The organism is Kitasatospora aureofaciens (genome assembly GCF_001188955.3).
In the GTDB taxonomy this organism is placed as follows: domain Bacteria; phylum Actinomycetota; class Actinomycetes; order Streptomycetales; family Streptomycetaceae; genus Kitasatospora; species Kitasatospora aureofaciens.
Map to the genome: position 1 here is coordinate 75,066 of NZ_JPRF03000025.1, position 11,934 is coordinate 86,999.

Annotated in this window: 12 protein-coding genes; 8 read left to right on the plus strand and 4 right to left on the minus strand. The window is 71.6% G+C overall.

Annotated features, from left to right (window positions below):
* Window positions 1-218 precede the first annotated feature (218 nt).
* From HS99_RS17750 to HS99_RS17760, 3 genes are all read left to right on the plus strand, one after another.
* Window positions 219-422, plus strand: a complete 204-nt coding sequence (locus tag HS99_RS17750; protein WP_030289665.1) for a cold-shock protein — start codon at window positions 219-221, stop codon at window positions 420-422.
* A 344-nt stretch (window positions 423-766) separates the two neighbouring features.
* A complete protein-coding gene (gene groL / locus HS99_RS17755; protein WP_030289666.1) occupies window positions 767-2,389 on the plus strand; it encodes a chaperonin GroEL in 1,623 nt (540 codons plus the stop codon).
* A gap of 113 nt (window positions 2,390-2,502) precedes the next feature.
* Window positions 2,503-2,859: a DUF8819 family protein gene (locus HS99_RS17760; RefSeq protein WP_030289667.1), complete on the plus strand. Its 357-nt coding sequence runs from the start codon at window positions 2,503-2,505 to the stop codon at window positions 2,857-2,859.
* On the opposite strand, the gene HS99_RS17765 is transcribed toward HS99_RS17760, so the two are convergent.
* Window positions 2,856-3,482, minus strand: coding sequence for an HD domain-containing protein (locus HS99_RS17765; protein ID WP_030552603.1), 627 nt, complete (start codon window positions 3,480-3,482; stop codon window positions 2,856-2,858). The two genes, HS99_RS17760 and HS99_RS17765, sit on opposite strands and share 4 nt — an antisense overlap.
* A gap of 63 nt (window positions 3,483-3,545) precedes the next feature.
* On the opposite strand from HS99_RS17765, the gene HS99_RS17770 reads away from it, so the two are divergent.
* From HS99_RS17770 to HS99_RS17780, 3 genes are all read left to right on the plus strand, one after another.
* The gene (locus HS99_RS17770) at window positions 3,546-3,899 is read left to right on the plus strand and encodes a PadR family transcriptional regulator (protein WP_046386326.1); all 354 of its coding nucleotides are present in this window, start codon (window positions 3,546-3,548) and stop codon (window positions 3,897-3,899) included.
* The gene (locus HS99_RS17775; RefSeq protein ID WP_141763748.1) at window positions 3,896-4,834 is read left to right on the plus strand and encodes a hypothetical protein; all 939 of its coding nucleotides are present in this window, start codon (window positions 3,896-3,898) and stop codon (window positions 4,832-4,834) included. The genes HS99_RS17770 and HS99_RS17775 overlap by 4 nt, the downstream gene beginning before the upstream one ends.
* 61 nt (window positions 4,835-4,895) lie before the next feature.
* Entirely contained in the window at window positions 4,896-5,582 is a 687-nt protein-coding gene (locus HS99_RS17780; protein ID WP_030289671.1) for a copper homeostasis protein CutC, read from the plus strand.
* 42 nt (window positions 5,583-5,624) lie between these two features.
* Here HS99_RS17780 and HS99_RS17785 read toward each other — a convergent pair whose 3' ends face one another.
* Window positions 5,625-7,670, minus strand: a complete 2,046-nt coding sequence (locus HS99_RS17785; protein ID WP_030552607.1) for a HelD family protein — start codon at window positions 7,668-7,670, stop codon at window positions 5,625-5,627.
* 290 nt (window positions 7,671-7,960) lie between these two features.
* Here HS99_RS17785 and HS99_RS45010 point away from each other — a divergent pair, with 290 nt between their 5' ends.
* Window positions 7,961-8,119, plus strand: a complete 159-nt coding sequence (locus HS99_RS45010) for a hypothetical protein (RefSeq protein WP_157846555.1) — start codon at window positions 7,961-7,963, stop codon at window positions 8,117-8,119.
* A 6-nt stretch (window positions 8,120-8,125) separates the two neighbouring features.
* On the opposite strand, the gene HS99_RS17790 is transcribed toward HS99_RS45010, so the two are convergent.
* A complete protein-coding gene (locus HS99_RS17790; RefSeq protein WP_030289673.1) occupies window positions 8,126-9,763 on the minus strand; it encodes a DNA repair helicase XPB in 1,638 nt (545 codons plus the stop codon).
* A gap of 231 nt (window positions 9,764-9,994) precedes the next feature.
* Entirely contained in the window at window positions 9,995-11,347 is a 1,353-nt protein-coding gene (locus HS99_RS17795) for a YVTN family beta-propeller repeat protein (RefSeq protein WP_232543144.1), read from the minus strand.
* 318 nt (window positions 11,348-11,665) lie between these two features.
* On the opposite strand from HS99_RS17795, the gene HS99_RS17800 reads away from it, so the two are divergent.
* A complete protein-coding gene (locus HS99_RS17800; protein ID WP_030289675.1) occupies window positions 11,666-11,917 on the plus strand; it encodes a hypothetical protein in 252 nt (83 codons plus the stop codon).
* The last annotated feature ends 17 nt before the right edge of the window (window positions 11,918-11,934 follow it).

The window sequence follows — 11,934 nt, forward strand, 5'->3', positions numbered from 1 at the left end:
CAGCGGTTGACCCTGTTGCAGAGGGCGTCGATCCGGATACATTCAGCGGCGGTCGACGTAATCAACCGCTCACGGAAGCCGTCCGGTGTTCCCGTGCGGAGGATTGCGGCGTGCACGGCTGCGCCCAGGGGGGGTTCCCCGGGCCGGCCTAGAAACCAGACCCGGGCCCGCGACCTGCGGGACCGTGAAGGGCCAGCACAGCACTAGGGGAGTTCGGAATGGCTCAGGGCACCGTCAAGTGGTTCAACGCGGAGAAGGGCTACGGCTTCATCGCGGTCGACGGTGGTGCGGACGTCTTCGTCCACTACAGCGCGATCCAGATGGACGGCTACCGCACCCTCGAGGAGGGCCAGCGGGTCGAGTTCGAGATCTCCCAGGGACAGAAGGGCCCGCAGGCGGACATGGTCCGCGCGGCGGTCTGACCCCTTTCGAATCCAGGAGCTCGGCGCGGCCCACGGCTGGTGACCACTCGCTTCTCGACGGGCCCGTACGACACGCGTCGTACGGGCCCGTTCGCGTTCCCGCACGGCCTCGGGCGGGAGTCGGTGCGGGCCCGGACGACGGCTCGCGGGTCGTCGATTGGGCTTGCACTCGACCACCCGGAGTGCTAATCATTGCGTTAGCACTCACAGTGTGAGAGTGACAGCGGACCGGGTCGGTGAGGCCCCCGGGAGCGGCAGGGGAATGGACCTCCGCACACCAGGGCCGTCCGTCGCGGGCACCCCTTGGTCCGAGCAGTCGACCGTGTCCCGGAGGACCACTTCTGATGGCCAAGATCATCGCCTTTGATGAGGAAGCTCGCCGCGGCCTTGAGCGTGGCATGAACCAGCTCGCCGACGCAGTGAAGGTCACGCTCGGCCCCAAGGGTCGCAACGTCGTGCTGGAGAAGAAGTGGGGCGCCCCCACGATCACCAACGACGGTGTCTCCATCGCCAAGGAGATCGAGCTCGAGGACCCGTACGAGAAGATCGGCGCGGAGCTCGTCAAGGAGGTCGCCAAGAAGACCGACGACGTCGCGGGTGACGGCACCACCACCGCCACCGTGCTCGCCCAGGCCCTGGTTCGCGAGGGTCTGCGCAACGTCGCCGCCGGCGCCAACCCGATGGCCCTGAAGCGCGGCATCGAGAAGGCCGTCGCCGCCGTCTCGGACCAGCTGCTGGCCCAGGCCAAGGACGTGGAGACCAAGGAGCAGATCGCCTCCACCGCCTCCATCTCCGCCGCCGACACCCAGATCGGCGAGCTGATCGCCGAGGCCATGGACAAGGTCGGCAAGGAAGGCGTCATCACCGTCGAGGAGAGCAACACCTTCGGCCTGGAGCTCGAGCTCACCGAGGGCATGCGCTTCGACAAGGGCTACATCTCCGCCTACTTCGCCACCGACCTGGAGCGCATGGAGGCGACCTTCGAGGACCCGTACATCCTCATCGCCAACTCCAAGATCGGCGCGGTCAAGGACCTGCTCCCGCTGCTGGAGAAGGTCATGCAGAGCGGCAAGCCGCTCGTCATCATCGCCGAGGACGTCGAGGGCGAGGCCCTGTCGACCCTGGTCGTGAACAAGATCCGCGGCACCTTCAAGTCCGTCGCCGTCAAGGCCCCGGGCTTCGGCGACCGCCGCAAGGCCATGCTCGGCGACATCGCCATCCTCACCGGTGGCACCGTGATCTCCGAGGAGGTCGGCCTCAAGCTGGAGAACGCCGGCATCGACCTGCTGGGCACCGCCCGCAAGGTGGTCATCACCAAGGACGAGACCACCATCGTCGACGGTGGCGGCGACAGCGAGCAGGTCGCCGGCCGCGTGAACCAGATCCGCGCCGAGATCGAGAACAGCGACTCGGACTACGACCGCGAGAAGCTCCAGGAGCGCCTCGCCAAGCTGGCCGGCGGCGTGGCCGTCATCAAGGCCGGCGCGGCCACCGAGGTGGAGCTCAAGGAGCGCAAGCACCGCATCGAGGACGCCGTCCGCAACGCGAAGGCCGCCGTCGAGGAGGGCATCGTCGCCGGTGGTGGCGTCGCCCTGCTGCAGGCCGGTGTCGCCTTCGACAAGCTGGAGCTGGACGGCGACGAGGCCACCGGTGCCAACATCGTCAAGGTCGCGCTCGAGGCCCCGATCAAGCAGATCGCGACCAACGCCGGCCTGGAGGGTGGCGTCGTGGTGGAGAAGGTGCGCAACCTCCCCGCCGGTCACGGCCTGAACGCCGCCACCAACGAGTACGTCGACCTGGTCGCCGAGGGCATCATCGACCCGGCCAAGGTCACCCGTTCGGCGCTGCAGAACGCCGCCTCCATCGCGGCGCTGTTCCTCACCACCGAGGCCGTCATCGCCGACAAGCCGGAGAAGGCCGCCGCGGCCGCCGGTGGCGGCATGCCGGGCGGTGACATGGACTTCTGATCCTGATCGCTCCGATCGGGTCGGTTGACTCCTCGTCCGCGTGGGCGGTCCCCTTCGGGGGGCCGCCCACGCGGCGTTTCCGGGCCGCGGGCGTTTCGCGAGAGGATGGGCGGATGGCTTCCGACGACATCGAGACCGCCCTGCACAACGCGCGGGCACTGATCCTGGCCGACCTCACCGCGCGGGACGTGGCGGACGCCGCCGTCGTCTCGCTGGTCGAGGACGCCGTCACCCACCGCCGCTGGTGGCTGGAGCAGTGGCCGGACGGCACCGAGTACGTCCTCGGGCTGGTCGCCCAGGACGTCCAGGACGCGCTGCTGGAGGCGTACGGGCGGTGGCCGCTGTGCACCGCCTGCGCGGCCGACGGGGACCCGCACGCGCTGGGCGTGGAGCCCGAGTTGGGGCCGGAGCCGCACTGGGTGTGCGGCAAGCAGGGTGTCGTGGTGGCGCCGGTGGGGGAGCTCGGTTAGAGGGTTTCGAGTTCGGCGGCCAGGTTGGCGCGGGCGGCCGCCGTGAAGCGCTCGCGGGCGGCGGGGGTGCGGTAGAGGGCCGGGAGCGCCAGGAGTTGACGCAGGACGGCCGCGCGGCCCGCGCGGAAGTCCGGCTCCGGGACGAAGGCGTACTCCTCGCGGACGGCGGCCGCGTAGGCCGCGTACGCCTCCGGGGTGCCGCCGAGGACGGCGAGGTCCGCGTCGCAGAGCACCTCGCCGTCGCGGTCGCCCGGGGCCGGGTCGTGGGTGACGGTGAGCAGGACGAGCCGTTCGGCCTCGGCGACGCGCTCGGCGGGCAGTCCGGCGGCGGTGAGCGCGCGTACGGCCAGGGCGGCGCTGCGCTCCTCGTTCTCGGTGCGGTCGGGGCGGTAGACGGCGTCGTGGAACCAGGCGGCGAGCCGGACGGCGTCCGGGTCGACGGCGTGCCCGGCGAGGTCGTCGACGTGGCGCAGGACCGCGCGCAGGTGCTCGGGGGTGTGGTAGCGGCGCTGCGGCTCGGACCAGCGGCGCAGCAGCTCCCGTCCGTACGGTTCGGGGTCGTCGGCGGCGCCGCAGCGGTTGAGCAGGGCGGTCCAGGCGGTGAGCAGGTCCTCGGTCGGCATGGGGACATTCTGTCGGCTGGTTCGGGTGGACGGGATGTGCCGGTCGGCGATATATGTAGTCGTATGACAGAACGCTCCATGCAGGAGCCGACGCTGCTTCTGCTCACCGCGCTGGCCGATGCCCCGAGACACGGCTACGCGCTCATCCAGGAGATCGCCGCGATCTCGGACGGCCGGGTCAAGATGCGTACCGGCACGCTGTACGGCGCGCTCGACCGGCTGCTGGGCCAGGGCCTGATCGAGGTCGCCGCCGAGGAGGTGGTGGACGGCCGCGCCCGGCGCACCTACGCGCTGACCGACGCCGGTCGGGGCGCGCTGGCCACCGAGGCCGAGCGGCTGCGGGCCGTGGCCACCGAGGCCGAGCGGCGGCTGTCCGTCGCCGTTGTCAGTCCGAGGGTCAGGGGGGCCTTCGCATGAGTGATGCGACCGTTTTCGCCGTTCGGACGGCGCTGGCGCTCTACCCGGGGCGCTACCGCCGCGAACGTGGGGACGAGCTGGCCGTGGTCTTCGCCGACACGACCGCCGGGGCCGGGCCGATGGCCAAGATCCAGGAGCTCTTCGACCTGGGCGCGTACGGCCTGCGGATGCGGACCGGGCTGACCTCCACCTCCGCGGGCGGGCGGCTGGCGGCGCTGGCCGCTCCGCTGGTGGCCGGGGCCGCCGGAGGTCTGGCGGCGGGCCAGGCGCTGCTGGGCTACCTGGAGTCCGGCGTGCCGCACGGGGGGTGGGGGCTGCTGCACTTCCTGCCCTACTGGGCGCTGCTGGGGGCGGCGATGCTCTCCGCCGTCGCGGCGCTGCTCGGACGGTGGACAATGGCGAAGGCGCTGGCCGGGGTGTCGGCGCTGGCCGCGGTGGTGGAACTCGTTTGGGTGGCGACCCGTCCGGAGGTCACCCAGCCGCTGTGGGTGTTCCTGGAATCCTTCCAGTGGGACGGGCCGTTCGTGCTCTGGGCCCTGGTGCTGCTGGCCGCGCCCAAGGAGGGGCTGCCGGTGCCGAGCTGGCGGGAGCGCGGCCTGCTGCTGGCTGCGGCGGCGCTGACCCCGGTGGTGGCGTTCGCGGACAACGTCTACACGAGCTGGTACCACCTGGACCGGCAGTGGCGGGCGCTGATGATCGTCGTCCCGCTGCTGATGGCCCTGGCGGTGGTGCGCGGCTGGTACCTGGTGGCGGTTCCGGGGCTCGCGGCGCTGCCGTGGACGTTCAGCGTCAACCTGCACGCGCTCTGGCAGCAGGAGGGCGGGGCCTGGAAGCTGCTGCCGATGGCCGGGCTGACGGTCGTGGCGGCGGTGGCGCTGGTGCTGGTGGGGCGCCGTCGGGGTCCGGCCGGGCCGGGTGGGCGGCAGCTGGCCTGAGGGGGCCGAAAGCCGGGGTGTGGTCTCGCCGCGGCCGGTCGCATGTGGCAGGCTGTCTCATATGTCTAGACCAATTTTCGAAGTCATCGCGCTGACGCCCCAGGACGCCCAGGCTGCCGAGTCGGGCGGCGCCGACCGGCTCGAACTGGTCACCGACATGGCCGCCGACGGGCTCACCCCGTCCGTCGAGGACTTCGCCCGGATCCGGGCCGCCGTCGGCATCCCGCTGCGCGTCATGCTCCGGATCCGGGACGGCTTCGCCCCCGGCGACCTGGACGAACTGTGCGCCCGGGCCGCCGCGCTGCGGGCCGAAGGGGCCGAGGAGTTCGTCCTCGGCTTCCTCGACGCCGAGGGCGCCGTCGACCTGGCCGCGACCACGACCGTGGCCGAGGCGATCGCCGGTTGCTGCTGGACCTTCCACCGGGCGATCGACCACGGCGCCGACCGCGCCGCCCTGCGCGCCGCCGTCGGCGCGCTGCCCGGACTGGACACCTTCCTCACCTCCGGCGCGGCCGCCGGGGTGGACGCCGGGCGCGAGGTGCTGGCCGCCGAACTGGCCCGTACGGGCGAGCCCGGCTACACCCAGCGGATCCTCATCGGCGGCGGCCTGCGGGCCGAGCACCTCAAGGAACTGCGGGCGGACGGCTTCGACGCCTTCCACGTCGGCGGCGCGGTGCGGGTCGACGGCTGGCACACGCCGGTCGACGCGGCCAGGGTCGCCGAGTGGCGGGCACTGATCGACGCCTGAAGCCACGGAAGAGGGGCCGGTTCCCGCCGGCCCCTTTCCGCGCTACCGGAGCTGCTCGGGCAGCGGCTCGCCGTGCAGCACCGTCAGGCCGGAGACGGCGCGGGTGAGCGCCACGTAGAGCCGGCGCAGGCCGGTTCGCTCGTCCGGTTCGCCGGCGATCACCGCGGCCGGCTCGTCCAGCACCACGTAGTCGTACTCAAGGCCCTTGGCCAGCGAGGCCGGGACGAGCGTCAGCCGGGCCTCGGTGCTGGTCTCGGTGCCGGGGGAGAGGAACGGCAGCCCGGCCGCGGTGAGCAGCTCGGCGAGCTGGGGGATCCGGGCGTCGGCGGCGATCAGGCCGGTCGAGCCCTCGTTCTTCAGGGCCTCCCGGCAGGCGTCCAGGACGGCGTCCTCCCACGCGGTGACCGGGCGGATCACCAGCGAGCCGGGGGCGTCGCGGACCGAGGTCGCCGGGGCCAGGCCGGGGGCGATCGCGGGCAGCAGCCGGGAGGCGTACGCGATGACCTCCTCGGGCACCCGGAAGCCCTTGGTCAGCTCCTCCACGTGCGCGTCCGGCTTGCCCAGGTGGTGCAGGGCGTCCGGCCAACTCGCCGTCGCCCAGGGGGTGGTGCCCTGGGCGAGGTCGCCGAGGACGGTCGCCGAGCCGGTGGTGCAGCGGCGGCCGACGGCGCGGTACTGCATCGGGGAGAGGTCCTGGGCCTCGTCCAGCACCACGTGTCCGAGCGAGGGGGTGCGCTGCACCAGGTCCGTCGCCTCGTCCACCAGGACGGCGTCGGCCGGGGTCCAGCGGGCGGTCTTCACCGAGCGGCCGGGCTTGGGCCACAGCACCGCCTGCTGCTCCTCGGCGGTCAGCACGCCCTCGGCGCACTCGGCCAGGAACTCCGGCTCGGAGAGCAGCCGCAGCACCAGCTTGGCCGGGTCGACGGCCGGCCAGCACTCCTTGACCACGGCCTTGACCGCGCTGTTGCGGGCCACCGCGTCCTGCACCCGGTCGTCCGGGGCCTCGCCGCCCTGCTCCATCTTCAGCAGCACGGCGTGCGCGATGCGCTGCGGCAGGGCGTCCCGGGCGGCGCCGTAGCGGATGTCGCGGCCCTTCAACTCCTCGATGATCTCGGCCAGTTCGTACGCCGGGACGCGCCAGCGGCGGGAGCCGCGGACCACCACGCACGGCTCGGTGGGCAGCGTGATGCCCGCCCGTACCGCGCGGCGCAGCACCTCGGCCATCCGGGCGTCACCCTTCAGCCGGGCCGCCTCCGGGTCGTCCTCGCCCCTCACCTCGACGTGGGCGACCAGCTGCTGCACGGTGGCCTGGGCGACCTCCAGCTCGCCGAGGGCGGGCAGTACCTGCTCGATGTACGAGAGGAAGGCGTTGTTCGGCCCGATCACCAGGGTGCCGGTCCGGGCCAGGCGCTCGCGGTGCGCGTACAGCAGGTAGGCGACGCGGTGCAGGCCGACGGCGGTCTTCCCGGTGCCGGGCGCCCCCTGGACGCAGACGGTGCCCGTGATGTCGGAGCGGACGATCTCGTCCTGTTCGGGCTGGATGGTGGCGACGATGTCGCGCATCGGGCCGACGCGCGGCTTCTCGATCTCGGCGGCGAGCAGGGCGGAGGCGGTGTCAGCCTCGGACGGGTCGGTGAGGTGCTCGTCCTCGTAGGCGGTGAGCTCGCCGCCTGTGTAGCCGAAGCGGCGGCGGCGCTCGACGTCCATCGGCTCGGCGCGGCTGGCCCGGTAGAACGGCTGGGAGACCGGCGCACGCCAGTCGATCACCATCGGGTCGCCGTCGGCGTCGTGGACGTGGCGGCGGCCGATGTAGAAGCTCTCCCCGCCGCCGCCCTCGCTCAGCTCATCGCTGACCGCGTGCAGGTAGTCGAGGCGGCCGAAGAACAGCGGGGTGTCGGAGAGGTCGGCCAGGGCGGCGATCCTGGCCTCGATCTGGTTCTGGAGGATGACGGCGGACACCCAGGTGCCGGTCACGTCGCGCAGGTCGAGCGACTCGACGTCCTCGCGCATCGCCCGCAGCGCGGACCGGGACGCGGCCAGGTGGTCGCGTTCGCGCTGGAGGGGGTCGGTGGTGGGGGTGGCGGGCACAGCGAACCTTCCCGGCTGCCCCGGTGACGGGCGCAGCGGATCGATGGAGCTCACGGTGGTGTACGGGCCGACCGGTTGCCGTGCGGTCGGCGCCTCCCCCGGCTGCCTGCGGGACACCGCCAGGTACCACGGTTCGGGAGGGGGCAGGCGGACGATCTTAGACCCGTCCGTCTCAGGGTTCCAGCCCCGCAGGTCTCGGGGCTCGCGTACCCCCGGAGGCGGATGGCCGTCTCGCCGGATGCGGCCTTTGGAGTGATGCCGTGGGCCGGTCGGGTGCCTACCGTTGAAACATGAGCAGTCGAAACGAATCCCGCACCGCCCCGGCCGGCGCGACCGCCGCCCAGGGCCGTCACCGCAACCCGCTGAGGAGTGCCGTCCGCAATGTCGGCATCGCCCTGGACACCGCCGCGCGCGTGATCTTCCTCGGGCGCGACGGTGTTTGGCTCTGAGTCCCGTTACAGCACGTCGTCCGCGTCGATGATGCGGTACGCGTAGCCCTGTTCGGCCAGGAAGCGCTGCCGGTGGGCGGCGAAGTCCTGGTCCACGGTGTCCCGGGCGACGACCGAGTAGAAGTGCGCCGCGTGCCCGTCCGCCTTGGGGCGCAGGACGCGGCCGAGGCGCTGGGCCTCCTCCTGGCGGGAGCCGAAGGTCCCGGAGACCTGGATGGCCACCGTCGCCTCGGGCAGGTCGATGGAGAAGTTCGCGACCTTGGAGACCACCAGGACGCTGATCTCCTTGTTCCGGAACGCGTCGAAGAGCTTCTCGCGCTGGGCATTGCTGGTCTCGCCCTTGATCACCGGGGCGTCCAGGACCTCGCCGAGCTCGTCGAGCTGGTCGATGTACTGGCCGATGATCAGCGTCTGGTCCTTCTCGTGCTTCCTGACCAGCGCCTCCACCACCCGCCGCTTGGTCGCCGTGGTGGCGCAGAAGCGGTAGCGCTCCTCGGGCTCGGCGGTGGCGTAGGCGAGCCGCTCGGAGTCGGTCAGGGTGACCCGCACCTCGCAGCAGTCGGCGGGCGCGATGTAGCCCTGTGCCTCGATCTCCTTCCACGGGGCGTCGAAGCGCTTGGGGCCGATCAGGCTGAACACGTCGCCCTCGCGGCCGTCCTCGCGCACCAGCGTGGCGGTCAGGCCGAGCCGGCGGCGGGCCTGGAGGTCGGCGGTGAACTTGAACACCGGCGCGGGCAGCAGGTGCACCTCGTCGTAGACCACCAGGCCCCAGTTGCGGGCGTCGAACAGCTCCAGGTGCGCGTACACGCCCTTCCGCTTGGTGGTCATCACCTGGTAGGTGGCGATGGTGACCGGGCGGATCTCCTTCTTCGTCCCGCTGTACTCGCCGATCTCGTCCTCGGTGAGCGAGGTGCGCTTGACCAGTTCGTGCTTCCACTGGCGGGCCGAGACGGTGTTGGTGACCAGGATCAGCGTGGTCGACTTGGCGTGCGCCATCGCGGCGGCGCCGACCAGCGTCTTGCCGGCGCCGCAGGGCAGCACGACCACGCCCGAGCCGCCGTGCCAGAAGCCCTCGACGGCCTGCGCCTGGTAGGGGCGCAGCTGCCAGCCGTTCTCGTCCAGGTCGATCGGGTGCGCCTCGCCGTCCACGTAGCCGGCGAAGTCCTCGGCGGGCCAGCCGAGTTTGAGCAGCACCTGCTTGATCTGCCCGCGCTCGGAGGGGTGCACCACCACGGTGTCCGGGTCCACCCGGGCGCCGACCAGCGGGACGATCTTCTTGGAGCGCAGCACCTCCTCCAGCACCGGGCGGTCGGTGGTGGTCAGCACCAGCCCGTGGGTGGGGTGCTTGGACAGCTGGAGCCGCCCGTACCGGCCCATGGTGTCCGCCACGTCCACCAGCAGTGCGTGCGGCACCGGGTAGCGCGAGTACGTCACCAGGGCGTCCACCACCTGCTCGGCGTCGTGCCCGGCGGCCCGAGCGTTCCACAGCCCGAGCGGCGTCACCCGGTACGTGTGCACGTGCTCGGGTGCCCGCTCCAACTCGGCGAACGGCGCGATGGCGCGACGGCAGTCGGCGGCCTTGGGGTGGTCGATCTCCAGGAGAAGAGTTTTGTCGCTCTGGACGATGAGCGGTCCGTCGTTCACGCGGGGGAGCCCTCCACTGGCTGACAGGCTGGATTGACGCAGACCCTCCAGTGTCGCGCATTCCGCGTGCAACGTGGGCGGGCTCCTTCGGACTGCCGTTGGTCAACCGGCCGCGGCGAGCGGCCCCGGTACGCCGACATCCACGCTCGTCGGGTCGAGCGTGGATGTCGGCGAAGCGTTCGACTGTTCAGATGTGCCGGTCCCGTGGGCCGGGTGGTCGGAGCGTTGCGGTCACCACTGGTGGTGGTCGTCGCGGGGGTCGATGACGGTGGGGTCGGTGGCGGTGGCGGTGCCGTCGCCGCCTCCGCTGACGGTGGCGGTGTTGGTGAGGGTGCCGGTGGCGGTGCGGGCGACGCGGACCCGCAGTGTGATGGGCGGGTAGGTGTTCCCGGGGTTGAGGACGTTGCTGCGGGTGCAGGTCAGGGTCCTCTGGACGCAGCGCCATCCCCTGCCGGTGATGCTGGTGGCGGTGAGTCCGGCCGGGAGGGTGTCCTTCACGGTGACGGTGGTGCCGTCGGTGGGGGCGGTCCCGTTGTTGCCGACGGTGATGGTGTAGGTGCCCGTCCTGCCCGGGGTGAAGGTGCCGGTGTGGGTCTTGGTGATGGTCAGCGAGGGCGCCGCGACGACCGGGGTGATCGCGATACCGAACGGCCCGGTGACGGCGAAGGTGGCGCTCACCATGTTGGTGGTGGTGTCGATCACCGACACGGTGTTCGAGGAGAAGTTGCCGACGTAGACGTGCTTGCCGTCGGGATTCATCCCGAGCTTGTAGGGGCTGGTGCCGACGGTGACGGTGGTGGTGACGGTGTTGGAGGTGGTGTCGATCACCGACACGGTGCCGTCGCTGACGTTGCCGACGTAGACCTGGTGGCCGTCCGGGGTGACCGCGTTGCCGTACGGGGCGTTGCCTACCGGGATGGGGGAGCCCACCACGGTGTTGGTGGCGGTGTCGATCACCGACACGCTGTTCGTGGCGAAGTCGTCGACGTAGGCGTGCAGGCCGTCCGGGGTGATCGTGATACCCGAAGGCTGGGTGAAGCCGGGGATGGTGGCGGTGATGGTGTTGCTGGTGGTGTCGATCACCTGCACCTGGCCGAGCCCGAGCTCGGTGACGTAGGCGTGGAGGCTGTCCGGCGTGGTCGCGATGAACCGCGGATCGCTGCCGGAGGGGAGGGGGATGTCGGTGGTGACGGTGTTGGTGGTGGTGTCGATCACCGACACGGTGCCGTTGAAGTTGGCGGCGTAGGCGTGCAGGCCGTTCGGGGTGATCGCCAAAGCCTGCGGGTGGTCGCCCGCGGGCAGGGGGATGGTGGTGGTGACGGTGTTGGTGGCGGTGTCGATCACCGACACGGTGCCCGAGCTGCGGTTGACGACGTAGGCGTGCTGGCCGTTCGGGGTGACCTTGACGTCCGCCGGCTGAGCGCCGACGGGGATGGTGGTGGTGACGGTGTTGGTGGCGGTGTTGAACACCGTCACCGTGTTGGCACCGATGTTGTCGACGTAGCCCTGCTGGCCCGTGGCGGCCATGGCCGGGGACGGGGCCAGCACCGGCAGGGCCAACCCGGCCGTCAGGGCCAGCCCCACCGCCAAGGCCCGCACCCGCACCCACGGCCCGGGCCGTGGCCCACTGCTTTCGGCCTCCGAGCCGGGACGTGCGGGCTCACCCGCGCAATCGTGTAGACGGGCCAGACGCATCGCTCTCTCCTCGCAACCGGCGCCACGGCCCCGCGTCCCACCGCAAACTGCGATGGCTTGGGTCGGTAAGACCGTGAACTGTGAAAAAGCAGGAACAAGCGATGTATACGTCACATTGACGGGCGGTCAGCGATACACGCTCCCGCAGGGGCCGAACGAGGGATCGCCCGAAGTGACCACGGTGCGTGCTCGCTCGTTGAGCTGGTCATGAAGACCTCGAAGCGCGTTCTCACCGCCCTCGCTCTGATGGGCACGGCCTTCGCCGCCACCGCCTCCTCGGCCGGTTCTGCCTACGCCCTCGCGGGCATCGGGGAGGGGCCGGGCGGTCTGCTGGCGGCGCCCGGATTCCTGTTCGCGGACACCGTCACCGGGGGTTCGCTGCCGGTCGGGCAGAGCCAGATCGGCAGCCTGGCGGACCAGGCGGTCAAGGACAGGATGAAGGAGGCCAAGGGCCACTGACGCCCGGTCGCCCCGCC